Source organism: bacterium (assembly GCA_030693325.1).
GTDB lineage: Bacteria > Patescibacteriota > Minisyncoccia > UBA6257 > MFKM01 > MFKM01.
This window is the reverse complement of the sequence record JAUYAV010000019.1, coordinates 16,205-31,446: the sequence shown is the minus strand read 5'-3', so window position 1 is coordinate 31,446 and position 15,242 is coordinate 16,205. Positions and strand designations below refer to the sequence as shown.

At 41.8% G+C, this 15,242-nt stretch carries 15 protein-coding genes; 13 read left to right on the top strand and 2 right to left on the bottom strand.

From position 1 onward, the window contains the following. Both Q8N22_02140 and Q8N22_02135 read left to right on the top strand, forming a co-directional pair. Positions 1–333: a hypothetical protein gene (locus Q8N22_02140; GenBank protein ID MDP3052740.1), complete on the top strand. Its 333-nt coding sequence runs from the start codon at positions 1–3 to the stop codon at positions 331–333. Continuing rightward, on the top strand, positions 334–1,878 hold the full coding sequence (locus Q8N22_02135; protein ID MDP3052739.1) for a YifB family Mg chelatase-like AAA ATPase: 1,545 nt from the start codon (positions 334–336) through the stop codon (positions 1,876–1,878). A gap of 115 nt (positions 1,879–1,993) precedes the next feature. On the opposite strand, the gene Q8N22_02130 is transcribed toward Q8N22_02135, so the two are convergent. Beyond that, a complete protein-coding gene (locus Q8N22_02130; GenBank protein ID MDP3052738.1) occupies positions 1,994–3,025 on the bottom strand; it encodes a peptidoglycan DD-metalloendopeptidase family protein in 1,032 nt (343 codons plus the stop codon). Between the two features lie 18 nt (positions 3,026–3,043). On the opposite strand from Q8N22_02130, the gene murD reads away from it, so the two are divergent. The 3 genes from murD (at position 3,044) to Q8N22_02115 (ending at position 6,167) form a co-directional block, all read left to right on the top strand. Next, positions 3,044–4,561 carry a UDP-N-acetylmuramoyl-L-alanine--D-glutamate ligase gene (murD, locus tag Q8N22_02125; protein ID MDP3052737.1) on the top strand — a complete coding sequence of 506 codons (1,518 nt, stop codon included), beginning with the start codon at positions 3,044–3,046 and terminating at the stop codon, positions 4,559–4,561. Positions 4,562–4,657: 96 nt separating this feature from the next. Further along, positions 4,658–5,236: a hypothetical protein gene (locus tag Q8N22_02120; protein ID MDP3052736.1), complete on the top strand. Its 579-nt coding sequence runs from the start codon at positions 4,658–4,660 to the stop codon at positions 5,234–5,236. A gap of 61 nt (positions 5,237–5,297) precedes the next feature. After that, positions 5,298–6,167, top strand: a complete 870-nt coding sequence (locus Q8N22_02115) for an rRNA adenine dimethyltransferase family protein (GenBank protein ID MDP3052735.1) — start codon at positions 5,298–5,300, stop codon at positions 6,165–6,167. Positions 6,168–6,175: 8 nt separating this feature from the next. Here Q8N22_02115 and Q8N22_02110 read toward each other — a convergent pair whose 3' ends face one another. Continuing rightward, complete coding sequence (locus tag Q8N22_02110; GenBank protein ID MDP3052734.1) at positions 6,176–6,505, bottom strand: hypothetical protein; 330 nt, start codon at positions 6,503–6,505, stop codon at positions 6,176–6,178. 45 nt (positions 6,506–6,550) lie between these two features. On the opposite strand from Q8N22_02110, the gene Q8N22_02105 reads away from it, so the two are divergent. From Q8N22_02105 to Q8N22_02070, 8 genes are read left to right on the top strand one after another with little or no spacing between them, the layout of a single operon-like run. Further along, positions 6,551–7,312 carry a hypothetical protein gene (locus Q8N22_02105; protein ID MDP3052733.1) on the top strand — a complete coding sequence of 254 codons (762 nt, stop codon included), beginning with the start codon at positions 6,551–6,553 and terminating at the stop codon, positions 7,310–7,312. Further along, positions 7,313–8,872 carry a hypothetical protein gene (locus Q8N22_02100; GenBank protein ID MDP3052732.1) on the top strand — a complete coding sequence of 520 codons (1,560 nt, stop codon included), beginning with the start codon at positions 7,313–7,315 and terminating at the stop codon, positions 8,870–8,872. Between the two features lies 1 nt (position 8,873). Continuing rightward, positions 8,874–10,814 (top strand): hypothetical protein, encoded by a 1,941-nt coding sequence (locus Q8N22_02095; protein ID MDP3052731.1) that lies wholly within the window; start codon positions 8,874–8,876, stop codon positions 10,812–10,814. A gap of 19 nt (positions 10,815–10,833) precedes the next feature. After that, the gene (locus tag Q8N22_02090) at positions 10,834–11,850 is read left to right on the top strand and encodes a hypothetical protein (GenBank protein MDP3052730.1); all 1,017 of its coding nucleotides are present in this window, start codon (positions 10,834–10,836) and stop codon (positions 11,848–11,850) included. A gap of 21 nt (positions 11,851–11,871) precedes the next feature. Further along, entirely contained in the window at positions 11,872–12,375 is a 504-nt protein-coding gene (locus Q8N22_02085) for a PrgI family protein (protein ID MDP3052729.1), read from the top strand. A 22-nt stretch (positions 12,376–12,397) separates the two neighbouring features. Further along, positions 12,398–13,075, top strand: a complete 678-nt coding sequence (locus tag Q8N22_02080; protein MDP3052728.1) for a hypothetical protein — start codon at positions 12,398–12,400, stop codon at positions 13,073–13,075. Next, positions 13,068–14,819, top strand: a complete 1,752-nt coding sequence (locus tag Q8N22_02075) for an ATP-binding protein (protein MDP3052727.1) — start codon at positions 13,068–13,070, stop codon at positions 14,817–14,819. Before Q8N22_02080 ends, Q8N22_02075 begins: the two co-directional genes overlap by 8 nt. Before the next feature lie 22 nt (positions 14,820–14,841). Further along, positions 14,842–15,231: a hypothetical protein gene (locus tag Q8N22_02070; GenBank protein MDP3052726.1), complete on the top strand. Its 390-nt coding sequence runs from the start codon at positions 14,842–14,844 to the stop codon at positions 15,229–15,231. The last annotated feature ends 11 nt before the right edge of the window (positions 15,232–15,242 follow it).

The following is a 15,242-nucleotide window of genomic DNA, read 5'->3' as shown; positions in this document are numbered from 1 at the left end:
ATGTTTTCATTAAATTCAATAAAAGCAAAATTGGAGAAAGAAAAGAAAGCGATTGAAACCGAGATTAAATCCCTGGCTATGCCTCCGGAATTCGGCGATGAGATAGACCGCGGCGCTGAAGAAACCGACGAAGCTGAAGAATTCGGAACGCATCTCGGCATCCAGCAGGTTTTAAGAAACAAACTGGAAGGCATCAACGAAACACTGCAGAAAATAGAAATGGGCAAATACGGAATCTGCGAAAGTTGCGGCAAAAAAATTTCCTGGATTATTTTAAGAATCTATCCGGCATCCCGGCTTTGCCAAAAATGCAAAAAATTAGTAAAAAAATAAATGAAAGGCCCGGCCAGAATATTTTCAGCCGAACTTGACGGTATTAACGCGGAATTAATTGAAGTGGAGACCGATATCAATGTCGGTCTCCACGCTTTTAATATTGTCGGTTTGGCGGATAAAGCGGTTTCCGAAGCTAAAGAGCGGGTTAATTCGGCTTTGAAAAACAGCGGCATTAACCCGCCAACTAAAGAAAACCGGCGCATCACCGTTAATCTGGCGCCGGCGGACATCAAAAAAACCGGCTCGCAATTTGATTTGGCCATCGCCTTGGCTTATCTTTTAGCCAGCGAGCAAGTCAAAGAGTTTGAGACCAAAGACAAAATTTTTGTGGGCGAACTTTCGTTAGACGGCGGCCTGCGGCCCATCAACGGCGGTTTGAATATTGCCCAATTGGCAAAAAAATTGGGTTTCAAATATGTTTTTGCGCCAGAAGCCAACGCCGCCGAAGCGGCGATTGTTAAAGAAATTTCCGTTATTCCCGTAAAAAATCTTTGCGACTTAATCAATCATCTGGAAAACCGGGCGATTATTCCGACTCAACCCGCCACTGATTTTATTCCCGACAACCAATTTTCTCTGACGGATTTTGGCGATATCAAGGGCCAGGAAAACGCCAAACGGGCCATGGCTATCGCCGCGGCAGGCGGCCACAATCTTTTAATGATCGGTCCGCCCGGCACCGGCAAAACCATGATGGCCCAGGCCTTAATTTCTCTTCTGCCGCCGCTTTCTTTAAGCGAAGCCATTGAAATCAATCAAATTTATTCCGCCGCGGGATTATCTTTAAAAAATTCTTTTATTAATTATCGGCCTTTCCGGTCGCCGCATCACAGTTCTTCTTTGGTTTCTCTTGTCGGCGGCGGAACCAATCCCAGACCCGGAGAAATCAGTTTGGCCCACCGCGGCCTGTTATTTTTAGATGAATTTCCGGAATTCCACCGCGACCTTTTGGAAAGCCTGCGCCAGCCGCTTGAAAACGGATTTATTAATATCAGCCGCGCCAAAAAATCTTTGACTTTTCCGGCAAATTTTTCTCTGATAGCGGCGATGAATCCCTGTCCCTGCGGTTATTTCGGCGACCCGCAAAAAGAATGCCGCTGCAGCGCTTATGATGTTTTCCGTTATCAAAAAAAAATCTCCGGACCGCTCCTGGACCGCATTGATATCCAGATTGAAGTGCCGCGGGTGGAAATCAGCGAATTAAGAAATAAAAATTCCTCAGCCGGCGAAGCCAATAAAACTTTAAAAGAGAAAATCGCGGCCGCCAGAGAAATCCAAGCCCGGCGTTTCCAAAATTTCCAGCCGAAAATTTACACCAACAGCGAAATGACTTCCAAGCAAGTGGAAGCCGCGGCTAATTTTGACGCTTCAGCGGAAAACTTTTTGAAAAATGTTTTGGAAAAAACTTTTCTTTCCGGCCGCAGTTATTACCGGATTTTAAAAATCAGCCGGACCATCGCCGATTTTGAAAATTCGGAAAAAATCACCGCCGACCATTTAGCCGAGGCCTATCAATACCGAGTCAGAGAAGAAACCAGATAATAACTTATAAGTCCGACTTTAAAAAATAAAAAACCGGAATTAATTCCGGCCTTTTTAATTATTGTCTCACTGCGGGAGATGTCCCAAAGGGACAAAATTTCGCGAATTTCTTACTTTAATATTTCCCGAAAGAATTTTTGGCGCCATAGACCTCAAAGTGCAAATGACAGCCAGTAGGACCATCAGTATTTCCGGTTTTGCCCATCAAACCAATTTCGGCGCCTTGTAAAACATATTTGCCGTTATCTACCAGAACTTTATCCAAGTGAGCATAGCGAGTATAAATTTTATCCATCACATGCTCAATTTTAATATAATTGCCATAGCCGCTGTTCCATCCATTATCGTTAGCGACCTCAACAACCACGCCGTCAGCCGCGGCGTAAACCGGCGTTCCGCAACTATTAGCAATATCAACGGCATTATAATTATGAAGCCGACCCCAATTCCAACCTTTGGTGGGGCTGATAAAATAATTATTGCCTAAATCTACCAAAAAATTGCCGGCCCAGCTGGTACCCTGAGTATTAGCATTATTTTTTGTTAAAGGCTGGCCCTGTGGAATAATCAATTTATCACCCGGCTCTTGAAGAAGTTTTTGAAAATTTGGATTATATTTTTTAATGTCTTCAGAACTGACTCCGTATAAACCGGCAATGGAATCTAAAGAGTCGCCTGTTTTAATTTCGTGCAATACTCCCTCAACCGGTAGAATGATTATTTCCTGGCCAGGTTTGATAAAGGAAGAAATAAGGCCGGGGTTGTTCCAAAAAATGGAATTTTTTGAAATATCAAATTTGGCCGCGATTTTGGAAACAGTATCGCCGGACTGGATCTGATAAATCATCAAATTATCGCGGGTAGGTAAAACACTGTTCAGTGGATTGCCCGGGTCTAAAATGACTGAACTATCTAATAATATAAATCCGGCAAAGCCATTAAAGCTCGATTCGCCATTGACGTTTAAACTCAGAGAATCAGCCAAAACTGGCTCCGATTGATTTTCAGGACCCCCAAGAATACCGTCGGCAGTCAAAACCGGTTTCTGGTCGGCTTTTGCCAGATGAATAACGAAATTAACCGCCAAAACGCTCACTAAAACCAAAATAACCGACCAGGAGGCGGTTTGCTTCAAAAATCTCCTCAAAAGAGTTAAAATTTTAAAATGAGTACCAATAACTTTTATTATAGCAAAACTAAACAGAAAGACAATATTCCCCGCCTATCGCCTGTCTGTCCGGTAAACAGAGCAGGTAGCCCTCAAAAAGTCCTTATTTTCGGCCTGGGTTTAAACGGCGGCGGGATAGGTATCGCCAAGTTTTTCAGCCGTCAGGGGGCTAAAGTGACAGTAACCGACTTAAAAACCAAAGAAGCCCTTTCTGCTTCACTAAATGAGCTTGCTCGTTTCCCCAATATTAAATATGTACTCGGCAAACACCGCTTGGTTAACTTCTTAACCAGCGATCTAATTGTCAAAAACCCGGCTATCCCCTGGGATGACCCCTTTTTGGAAAAAGCCCGGGCCAAGGGCATACCGATTACCACCGATACTATTATTTTTTTCAGCCATGCACCGGCTTTAATTGTCGGCATCACCGGAACCAAGGGAAAATCAACCACCGCCGCTCTTTTGGCGGAGATTTTAAAGAAAAAATACCCCAAAGTTTGGCTTTTAGGAAATATCCGGGAATCATTTTTGGGAAAACTTTCGAAAATCAAACCTGAAGATGCCGTGGTAGCCGAGCTTTCCAGTTTTCAACTGGAAGACTTGGCTTTGATAGAAAAGAGTCCGCCAATTGCCATCATTACCAATATTTTCCCCGATCATCTTAACCGTTATGCCTCGCTAAAAAATTATGCCAAAGCTAAAACCAACATATTTTTATACCAAAAACCGAAAGACCATTTGATTATCAACGGCAATGATAAATTTTTGGTTAAACTGATAAAAAATGCCAAAGTCCCGCTAAACGGGGCTAAAGCTAAAAAACACTTTATTAAAAATAAAAATTTATTGCCCTTGGAAATTAATATCGCTTTGGCGGCCGAGGCGGCAAAAATTTTGGGGGTGCCGAAAAAAGAAATTACCAAAGTGGTCAAAAATTTTCGCGGGTTGGCCGGACGCCAGGAAATAATCAGAACATTAAAAAATATAATTTTTATCAATGACACAACCGCCACTAACCCCACGGCGGTTTTGACAGGCCTTGAGTTTTTGGCTAAAAAATATCAGCGGCCGATTATTTTGATTGCCGGAGGCGAGAATAAAAATCTTGATTATAAAAATTTGGCGGAAAAAATCAATCGCCAAGTCAAAAAATTAATTCTTTTGCCAGGCAGCGCCACGGAAAAACTGAAAAAATATTTGAAGATAAACCCCGTTAGAAGTCTGGCGAACATTAAATCGAACAACAACTTACCGAGTTTTATCCAAAATAGGAATTCAATTCAACGTTCAGGAACAGAAAAAATTTTTAAGAAATTTTTTCTGTCTAAAACTTCTAACGGGGTAAATTTTTCCGAAGCCAAAAACATGGAGGAAGCGGTTAAAAAAGCCTACCAAACTTCCCAAACAGGGGATATAATTTTACTTTCTCCGGGAGCGGCTAGTTTCAATCTTTTTCAAAACGAATTTGACCGCGGCGAACAATTTAATAATTGCGTTTTAAAAATAATCTCTTAAAAAAATTTCTTGTGCTAAATATTAAACCTAAAATATAACAATTTTCGTGCGGTCGTCTGAAAATTGTTATATAATTGACATGTGCTAAAACAAAAAATGCCAACAGAAAAAAGATTAGGTTTGCCGACAAAAATAAGTTCAGCCGGTATGGCGCTGCTTTTAGGCCTGGCTGAACGCGGCGCTTCAACTTTAATTGACTTATTGGAGCTTAAACATCCAAGAATGGGAATGGCCGGAGCAATGGAAAAAGGATTAAAAGGAAAATCTTTTTGGGATTATTACAGAGAAATGAAAGAACTGAAAGAAAATAGCGCGCGAACTATTTTATGGCGCCTTCAGAAGAAAGGGCTAGTGGAAAATAAAAAAGGTAGTTATCTCCCAACATTAAAAGGCCTGAATTTTATTAAAAGATACCAAGAAGAAAACAAAAAAATCCCCTGGGACAATAAATGGCGGATAATAATGTTTGATATTCCCGAAAAAAGACGCAAAGACCGCAACTGGCTCCGGAGCCGGCTTGCCAATCTTGAGTATAAACTTTTACAAAAAAGTGTTTTTATAGGCAAGCAGCCCCTCGCAGAGGATCTTTTTGAAGAACTTATAAATCGCAATTTGTATCAAAACATCAAATTGATTACGGTAGGTGAAATAGACGACGAAAAAGAACTTCTATAACAAAAACAATGCGGTCGTCTAAAAATTGTTATAGCAAAAACGAGCAACTAATAAACAAAATATGAGCAAACAGAGATTAGGGCAACATTTTTTAATCAATAAAAAGAAACTAGAGGAAATTATTGAGGTTTTAAGCCCAAACTCCGGCGAGACGATTATTGAAATCGGACCGGGGCGCGGAGAATTGACTCTGCTTTTGTCAGATAACTTCTCTATCTGCAGGAGACCCCCTGAGGGGAGAGAAGTTATAATTTCTGTCCCTGCGGGACATCTCCCGAAGGGAGACAAATTTCAAATAATTGCGATTGAAAAAGACGGAGAACTTGTCCGATTTCTCCAAAAAAAATTCAAATTAGATAAAAACATTGAGATTATTGAAGGCGATGCCTTAAAAATCATCCCAAAACTTGCTGAAAATAATAAACTAAAAAATGAGAATTATAAGATTGCCGGCAATATTCCTTATTATATCACCGGCCATCTATTGCGAATCATCGGCGAGTTGGAAAATAAACCCTCGCTTGTCGTTTTGACTGTCCAAAAAGAAGTGGCGGAAAGGATTTGCGCTCTGCCACCGCAAATGAATCTCCTGGCGGCCAGCGTCCAGTTCTGGGCCGAACCGAAAATTATTGATTATATTCCCAAAACTGATTTTAAGCCCCGGCCGGAAGTGGATAGCGCGGTCATAAAATTAACACCCTTCGGCACTATCACGCGTGATAGTGCCGAAGACTACTATAAATTAATAAAAATTCTTTTCAAGCAACCGAGAAAAACGATTGTTAATAATTTAGAAGGAACGGGAAAATCAAAAAATGAAATTATAAAAATCTTGGAGAAATTAAGAATTAATCCCGGCGACCGGCCGCAGGATTTAACGATTGAGCAGATAAAAAGATTGGCAAACACAAGACAGTGGCTTGCGCTATAACAATAAGATTAAAAAAGTGAGGTCCCGATAATGGTTATCGTGCCCAAAGGAAAGGCGACGGGGAAGCCCAAAATAGTGCAAATCCCGCCCGGAACATAAGCGCCAAAAGCCCAAGGCCCCTTTCTTATTTGATACCAAGAAAAAATCAGACTGCCGGGCGTCAATAAAAACAATCCTGGTCGCGGAGGCCCAATAGTGATTAATTCTCCTTCATCGCAAAGCGTAATCTCCAATATCCTCCCCCCGAAACCCAAAATAGCTTCGGCTGGTTTAGCCCAAAAAACAAAAGATAAAAAAACAATCCCTAAAAATAAGCAGGTGAAAGATTGTTTAACCATATTCTATGGTACAATAATATCATAGAATTTGTTATAATTAAATTAATGAAAACCCTAAAATCAGGGCTTATAATTTTGGTAGTAATCGCATTTTTAACCGGGGCTTATTTCGTTACCACTCCAAAAAAACAATCTATTCCTAACGAAAATTCGCCAGAAATTAAATTAACTTCTCTTCCAACGCCAGAACCAAGAACTCCTTATAATTTTGACGAAAAAAATAACACCGTAAAAGCCTTAGGGGAAAATCTTTTTGAGGAAATCCAAAATAATAATCTCGTAAACCAGGAAAAAAGAACCCTGTCTCCTGATATAAACACGGCATCGGAAAATTTAGTAAATAAAGTTATTAATGACAGCTTATCAGATTTCAAATTAGTATCAACCGTAAATAATGCTGACTTAAAAATTTCATCGGAGATTTCAAAAGAAGCCAAAACCCGATACTTAAAAGCCATCGGAGAAATCAATAAAATAACTTTTGGCGACTTTAACGAAAATTATTTACAAGTAATAGTTGATACTTACCAAAAAATCGATCCTTCTTCAGCTAATCGTTTAGCCGGTATTTATAAAAACTTGGCTGACCAATACTTGAATCTGACGGTCCCGGCGGATTGGGTTGATATCCATAAAATGATGATTGTTTACGCCAAAAACTCGGCGGTTGTCTATCGGGCAATGGCTTATTATCCCACTGACCCACCTAAGGGAGGTTTGGCTTTAGAAGCCATGGATAGCTTGGTTAGTAGCGGTGAAAAAATTCAAACCATTTTAGGAGAAAAAATAAAAGAAATCGGATCTTAAATGAAATCTTTATTTTTTAAAAAAATTATTCTAACAATAACCATTTCTTCGCTTATTTTCGGCGGCTTGGGCAATGTTTTTACGCCTAAAGCGGCGGCTCAAGCGGGAGCAAGCACGCCAGGAGAAGCCGTTGGCCAAGCCATAGGCGCGGGGGTAAGCTGTTTTTTGGGAATTCAACTGGAAAACTTCGTCGCCGGACTGGCATCTAAAATTATTCATAAAGTGGAGGATGTCACAGAATTGGCAACAAGCGTCTTAATGCTCACCGTGCCCACAACGGTAGTGAATCTGCCGAGCGAAATTTCCAAACAACAAACCTCCGACGCTCTTATGAAATCCAAAAATTGCGTCCGCGATGTCGTTGCTAAAATGATCTTGGACTGGCTTGTTGACGAAACCGTGAACTGGATTCAGGGCGGCGGCCAGCCAAGATACGTCACCAATTGGGACACATTTTTAGGCGACGCTTTTAACACGGGGGTGGGCGAAGTTATCAATAACAGCAATTTGAATTTTCTCTGTAAGCCCTTCGGCTTGCAAGTCAGAATAAGTTTGTTGCCGGTGCAAAGATTTCAAAACCGGATTTCCTGCACCCTTGACGATATTGTCGCCAATATTCAAAATTTCTACGACGACTTCCGAAATGGCAGTTGGATAGCTTACGAACAATCCTGGTGGCCGGAAAATAATTATTACGGTTCTTTGTATATGACGATGGATGAAGCAATGATCCAGGGCGCCAAAGCCAAAGAAGCGGCTCAAAACGAAGCCATAGCCGGTAAGGGATTTTTATCGGTTAAAAGATGTTTAGCTTCAACCCAGTTACCCGATGGGACAATAAAGTGTATTAAAGAAGAAATTGTTACTCCAGGCGATACTGTCGGCGCGTTAGCCGCTCAAGCCGTTACATCTGATTATCAATGGGCTCAGAATATCCAATCTTGGGTAGCGGCCCTGGTCAACGCCACCATCAATCGTCTTTTTACAGAGGGTTTAAGTTTAATGAAACCGAGCACCACGCCCCAGAGTTCCGCCTCCGGCAATTATAATCCTTATGGAAATTATGACCCCGCTCTTTTGGCGAAAAGGCAAGAAAGAGACCGGATAAAAAGTGATTATCAGGCATTCCTTGCTTATTTCAATGCAATTTTAGCCAATAAAAAATCCTCTCTTTCTTCCGAACAGCAAATAGTTACGAACTTAAATGCGTTAAAAACGCGTAACTGCCAGCCGCCGGTTTCTGACAGCGACATAACCAGCGCTCAAAACGAAATTACTCGTTTGACAAATGAAGTTGCTAATTATCAAATCATTGTTAATGAAAATCAAGCCGGCATAACTGAAGCTGTTAATATTTCCGCTGATTTCCGAGACCGGGAAATGGCTCTTTTGACCCAGCACTATAATGATTTTCTGACAAAATATCAGTCCCTTATTTTAGAAATTGCCCCGGGCCCGGAAACAACCAAAAAAGCCAGCGAAGACGAATCCAAAAACAAGCAAGCCGAGCTTTCATCAATTCAATCCCGCTTATCTCTCTGTATAGTCACGACTCCATAAAATGAACAAAAAACAAAAAATATTGGCGATTGTCACTTTAGGCCTGATTATGTTTTTATTGATTGGAAATACGGGGAAAATTTACGCGGCCGATTCGCCAGCGGCAACTTCTAATTCTTCTTCTAACCCTGTTTTAACAGGATTAGATGTGGTCGGTGGCATTGCGGCAGTGCCATTGTCTTTAACAATTATAGGAATCAGTCTTATTGCCGGCAGTATAGCCAGTATTGCCGTTCAGATAGGCGGATTTTTGAGTAATTTTGCTCTCAGTTTGAATTTCGCGGTTATCCAAAACCCCATTATTGACGTCGGCTGGAAAATCACGAGGGACCTGGCGAATCTAGGTTTTGTTTTATTCATTATTATCATCGCCATCGCTACCATTCTCCGGATGCAGCAATACGAAGCCAAAAGCACTTTGGGGAAATTAATCGCGGTGGCGCTTTTGGTCAACTTCAGTTTAATGTTCGCCGGCGTTTTTATTGATTTTTCCAATATGCTGACCAAGTATTTTATTTCAAACATTACCGGCGCGGGAGTGGGGGGGTTAGGAACGTCTCTTGCCGCGGCTTTTAATGTCGGACAATTTCTGGGCGTGAAAGACGCCGCCGATTTTGCAGCAAATATCCTCACTTTCAGCGGAGCGGTAAAAATAATTGCCGGCCTTGTTTTCGCGGTTGTTTTCACTCTTTTGGTAGCATTGTGCCTGATAGCGGTGGCGGCGATGTTTATATTAAGATATCTTAATTTGAGCGTGCTTTTGGTTTTGGTCCCTTTAGCTTGCCTTTCCATGATTTTACCTTCAACCGAATCTATGTGGAAAGAGTGGTGGAAAAATTTCATAAAATGGATCATATTCGCTCCCGTTGCTTCATTTTTCTTTTATCTGGCGGTTTATCTCGCCAACAACTACAAAACATTCACCGGCGGAATATCTCTTGACGCTCAAGGCGTTGGAAAGCTAAACGACCTTATGGGATTTGGCGGCACTCCGATGAAAGATTTTGCCGGCAGTGTTATTAATTTAGTTATAGTGGGCGGATTTTTGATGTTCGGATTGATAATCTCCGACAAAATGGGAATCGGCGGGGCAAAAACCTTTTTGAATGTGGCGTCGGCGGCTGGCAAGGGGATCAAAGGATTCGCCGGCAGAAAAGCTTGGGAAGGTGTTGGGAAAGTAACCGGATCCGAGAAAGTCAAAGGCTGGACCAGGAATTTAGCCAATTCAAAATTCGCTCCGGCGAAATGGGTTGGCCAAGGCATTAATCGTTTGGGCGCTCAAGCGGAACGGGTGCCCGCCGAACAATATAGGAAACAAGTCGCGGGGCTGTCACCTCAGAGGTTAAACATTGAAGCTCAAGCTGCGACCGGCATAAAACGAGCTGTTATTCTTGAAGAATTAGCCAAGAAAAAAGATTTAAGCACGGAAACAATATCAAAATACTTCTCCAATGGAGCAACTATGGCTAATGTTGAAAAAGATTTCAAAACCACAGGGCTTAATTTTGGAAATATAACAAAAGCTATCGGGCGTAGCGTGGGAATGGTGTCCGCGAAAACAAACGACGAATTAGTGGCTGCTACGGACGAATTTCTTAAATCGCTTGATCCCAAAGATTACGCGAAAGGGCAATGGAATGAAATTTTTAAAACGACAACCGATTCTAAGCTTCAAAATATTCAAAAACAGTTAATTGGCGCTTTCGCCCGAAAGACCCCCGGAGCGTTTGGCAGGGTTATGCCGCACATTAAAGAAGGAACTGTTGATAATTATAAGTCGCTTATCGAAAAAGAAATATCATTTATGGAAAAAAACAAAGACGAGGCAATGAGGAAATTAGGCGCGCAAGCAAGAGCGGTTTATAAAAAAACATTAGGGAAGCGATTATTCGCCGAAGAAATAACACCTTCGGGGTCAGCGACTCCGCCACCTACAACTTAATAACTAATAATTTGTATTTATGCTTCAAATCTCACGACAACAAGTTTTAGAAAGATGGGATACTTTACCGGATAACCTGAGAGAGGCTTTGTTCTCTGAAATTAATGCCAATATTGTTTGGCAAATCGGCACCCTTAATCATCTGTCTGAGGAAAAAATTTCTACTATGGCGATGATAGTCGGCGATGTAATTTTCGGGTTTCTTCATCCCGATGACCTGGCTCGGGAAATCCAGGAAGCCCTCAATTTGAATCCTCAAATTGTTAATCCTATCAGCCATGAAATTAATAGAAAAATTTTTGCCCCGCTTAGAACAGATTTAGAAAAAGTTTATAGCCCGGCTAGCGCGATGACGGAAATAAAACCAACAATCAAATCCGAACCGGAAACGAAAGTTGAAAAAGAAATTGAGTTTAAACCGTCAGGCCTCAGACCAGAAGCTACAACCAAACCCATTGAGATAACCGACCTGCCGAAAGCCGCGCAATTGCCCAAAACCGAAATCCAGCCGCCGAAAATTGAACCGGTTATTTCTCCGAAGCCAATTTCCGCCGAACAGCCGTTTATCATCCATCAGGAAACCGAAACCAAAGCGTTTACCGAAAAAAAGAAAACAACGATGCCGACTATGGGTTGGTTTAAAAAAGAAAGCTCTAAAACGCCGGAATCGCCGATTAAAGTGGAATTGGAAACTTTCGGCCAAAAAATCGAAGAGAAAAAAGAACCAGTCGTTGCCAAAACCGAAGCCCCGAAACAGAGAATAATTCATTACCGAGAAGTGGATATCCCCACTCCCTTCGGTAAAACTCAAGGCGATCCTTTTGGAAAACAAAGAGAACAACCCCAAAAAGAAATCGCGCCTCAGAAAATTGAGACGCCTATTATAAAACCGGAACTGCCAAAACCAATAACGCCATCGGCGCCGCCGGTCATTAATCTTGATTCTTTTAGCGTGGCAAGAGAAAACAAAAATCCAAACGAAGTGAAACTGGAAGGAAACACTATTAATCTAAAGAATAATAAACAATTACAGTAATTACTGTAATTACTGTAATTTATGCAGTTTCAAGTTCCTCAATATTACGAAGTTAAAGAAAGAATTGTCGGACCTTTAACCCTCCAGCAATTTTTTTATATCGCCGCAGCATGCGGGTTGAGTTTTCTTATGTTTTTTATTTTTCAATTTTGGCTTTGGTTTATGGCCAGTATTATTTTACTCGGAGCGGCCAGCGCGCTGGCTTTGATAGAAATCAACGGCCAATCACTGACCAAAATCCTTTTTTCCGCTCTATTTTATTACTGGCGGCCGCGAGTTTATTTTTGGAAAAGAGAAATTGAAAAAGAAGAAATAATTTTGCCAGAAGAAGCGAAGCAAATTGAAGAAATTAAAAAAGAACTGAGCTTCCAGCAAAAAATCAAATCCCTCGGCCAAAAAATTTTAACCAGCCGTTTGCCTCTGCCCGGAGAAAAATCCGCCATGCGAAACGTTCAAGAACGCTATCAAATTTTCCGAAAATCCACCGGTGAAAAACAAGCGGCGAAAAGAGTGGACTATAGATAATTAAAAATTTATAATTAAATAAATGCCCAAAACATTATCAACCCAGGAATTCGTGGAACTTCAGGAAATCCGCGACGGCGTAATTTTTCTTAAAAACGGCGCTTTGCGCCAGTTGTTAATGGTAAGCGGAGTGAATTTTGATTTAAAATCAGAACAAGAACAGGACTTGATGACTTACGGTTATCAAAATCTCTTGAATGCCCTGGACTTTTCAATCCAGATTTTCATTCATTCCCGCCGCCTGAATATTGAATCCTATCTTTCAAAACTCCAGGAACGCCATTCGCAGGAATCCAATGAATTATTGAAAACCCAGATTGCCGAATACCTGGAATTTATAAAATCATTTGTGGCGAATAACGCCATTATGGATAAAACTTTTTTTGTGGTAGTCCCTTATGACCCGGTTTATTTGCCGAAAGCCGCCAAAGGCGTAATTAGTTTTATTAAAAAAGCCCTGCCTGCCGACAGGCAGGAAAAAACTTCGGCTTCCCAAAACCAGGCCGCTCAAACCGAAAATCTCCAGCAAAATCTCCAGCAACTTAGCCAGAGAACTGACCAAGTGGTTGCCGGCCTTCAGCAAATCGGTTTGCGGGCGATTCCGCTCGGCACCGAAGAATCCATTGAGCTTGTTTACAATCTTTATAACCCCCAATTAGTTGAAAGGGGAGAATTGAAAATAACCAAAGAAAATGCCTAAAAAAATAGAAATTCCAAAAGGTTATACGGCTTCAGGGAAAGACATCAAAGACATCATCGCCCCGGCGGGTTTGGAAGTTAACGCCGGCTATCTTAAGCTCGGAGAAAAATATGTCAAAACTTTTTTCCTTTTCACTTACCCCCGCTATTTAACCAGCGGCTGGTTCTCGCCGATAATTAATTTAGCGGAAGTTCTTGATATCGCCGTTCATATCCATCCCATTGATACGGCTTTGGCCTTGCGAAATCTCCGAAAAAAAACCGCTCAAATTCAAGCTCAAATAATGGTACGGGAAGAAAAAGGACTGGTCCGCGACCCGATGCTTGAAACCGCTTACCAAGACGTGGAAAATCTTCGGGACGCGCTCCAGCAAGCCCAGGAAAAACTTTTTGAAGTTGGAATTTATATTACTATCTACGGAAGCGACCCCAAAGAATTGGCGCGTTTGGAAAATCTCATTGTCTCACTTTTGGAAAGCAAACTGGTTTATATCAAGCCCGCGCTTTTCCAGCAGCCGGAGGCCTTCTCTTCGGTTTTGCCTTTAGGCGCGGACAAAATAGCGATTCGCACGCCGCTTAATTCCGGACCCGCTTCTTCTATTTTTCCGTTTATTTCGGCGGATCTGACTTCAGATGAAGGTATTCTTTACGGCGTCAATCTAAGTAATAACAGTCTGGTGATTTTTGACCGGTTTTCTTTGGAAAACGCGAATTTCACCGTTTTTGCCAAAGCCGGCGCCGGAAAAAGTTATTTTGCCAAACTGGAAGTCCTGCGTTCAATGATGATGGGAACGGACGTTATTATTATTGACCCGGAAAACGAATACCAAAACCTGGCGGATACCATCGGCGGCAGTTATTTCAAAATTTCCCTAACCTCAGCCAGTCATATCAACCCTTTTGATATCCCTGTTATTCCTCAGGACGAAGAACCGGCGGAAGTATTCAAGTCGCACGTTCTTAATCTCGTTGGTTTGGTTAAATTAATGCTTGGCGAAGTCAGCCCGGAAGAAGACGCGATATTGGACCGGACGATTTTGGAAACCTACGCTTCCCGCGACATCACTCCGGAAAAAGATTTTTCCCAAGCCCAGCCGCCTTTAATGGAAGATCTCCAGACGATTCTGGAAAATACCGAGGGCGGGTCCGGCTTGGCAAAACGTCTGGAAAAATTCACCCGCGGTTCTTACGCCGGCTTCACCAATCAGCCGACCAACGTCAATATCAAAAACCGCCTGGTAGTTTTTTCCATCCGCGATCTGGAAGACGAACTGCGGCCGATTGCAATGTACATCATTCTTAATTTTCTCTGGAATCTCATCCGAACCGAACTTAAAAAGAGAATCGTGGTCATTGACGAGGCCTGGTGGATGATGAAATACGCCGACAGCGCTTCTTTCCTTTTCGGCTTAGCCAAAAGAGCGAGAAAATATTATTTGGGCGTGACGACTATCACCCAAGATGTGGAAGATTTTCTGGGCTCTCCTTACGGCCGGCCGATTATCAACAACTCTTCGCTTCAATTTTTGATGAAACAAGCGCCAGCCACTATTGATTTGGTCGCTAAAACTTTCGGTCTGACAGACGTGGAAAAAACTTTTCTTCTGGAAGCGGCGGTAGGCGAAGGTTTGTTTTTCGCCGGCCAAAAACACGCCGCCTTAAAAGTGGTCGCTTCTTACACCGAAGACCAAATGATTACCACCAACCCGGAGCAAATTTTAGAAAAGAAAGAAGCTGAGGGATAAAAGTAATTAGTAATTAAGAAAAATGGAGGAAAGCCCAAAAATTGGTTTAGTGGAAATAATTCTGATGAATATGATTGTGATCCCGGCGGATTTGTTTGAATTAGCGGCAACTCTTTTGGTAGCCATACCGGTGCTCGGACAAATTCTTTTAGTAGTAAAATGGATTGTGGCCGGGTTCACTTGGCTAATTATTCAGTTTTGGCTTATAATGAAAGGAATAAAGGGGTTGTGGTATTTAAGCGGCAGTTTGTTGGATGGGGCGGCTAATTTCTTAGGGCTTGACCTTCCTTTCGGGAAAACCGTCAGTTTGAATGTGACAATTTATTTAGCTAACCACCCCAAAATAACACAAGTAGCGGCAGTTGCTAGTGGTAAAATAGGGGCCGCTACCGAAAAAATTACTAAACAGTAATTAAGTAATTG

Bases quoted from the DNA above. Each gene is read 5' to 3' on its own strand.
- Q8N22_02090 (MDP3052730.1), top strand. From the start codon at position 10,834: ATGCTTCAAATCTCACGACAACAAGTTTTAGAAAGATGGGATACTTTA.
- Q8N22_02100 (MDP3052732.1), top strand. From the start codon at position 7,313: ATGAAATCTTTATTTTTTAAAAAAATTATTCTAACAATAACCATTTCT.
- Q8N22_02120 (MDP3052736.1), top strand. From the start codon at position 4,658: ATGCCAACAGAAAAAAGATTAGGTTTGCCGACAAAAATAAGTTCAGCC.
- Q8N22_02110 (MDP3052734.1), bottom strand. From the start codon at position 6,505: ATGGTTAAACAATCTTTCACCTGCTTATTTTTAGGGATTGTTTTTTTA.
- Q8N22_02070 (MDP3052726.1), top strand. From the start codon at position 14,842: ATGGAGGAAAGCCCAAAAATTGGTTTAGTGGAAATAATTCTGATGAAT.
- Q8N22_02095 (MDP3052731.1), top strand. From the start codon at position 8,874: ATGAACAAAAAACAAAAAATATTGGCGATTGTCACTTTAGGCCTGATT.
- Q8N22_02135 (MDP3052739.1), top strand. From the start codon at position 334: ATGAAAGGCCCGGCCAGAATATTTTCAGCCGAACTTGACGGTATTAAC.
- Q8N22_02075 (MDP3052727.1), top strand. From the start codon at position 13,068: ATGCCTAAAAAAATAGAAATTCCAAAAGGTTATACGGCTTCAGGGAAA.
- Q8N22_02080 (MDP3052728.1), top strand. From the start codon at position 12,398: ATGCCCAAAACATTATCAACCCAGGAATTCGTGGAACTTCAGGAAATC.
- Q8N22_02115 (MDP3052735.1), top strand. From the start codon at position 5,298: ATGAGCAAACAGAGATTAGGGCAACATTTTTTAATCAATAAAAAGAAA.
- Q8N22_02140 (MDP3052740.1), top strand. From the start codon at position 1: ATGTTTTCATTAAATTCAATAAAAGCAAAATTGGAGAAAGAAAAGAAA.
- murD (MDP3052737.1), top strand. From the start codon at position 3,044: ATGAGTACCAATAACTTTTATTATAGCAAAACTAAACAGAAAGACAAT.
- Q8N22_02085 (MDP3052729.1), top strand. From the start codon at position 11,872: ATGCAGTTTCAAGTTCCTCAATATTACGAAGTTAAAGAAAGAATTGTC.
- Q8N22_02105 (MDP3052733.1), top strand. From the start codon at position 6,551: ATGAAAACCCTAAAATCAGGGCTTATAATTTTGGTAGTAATCGCATTT.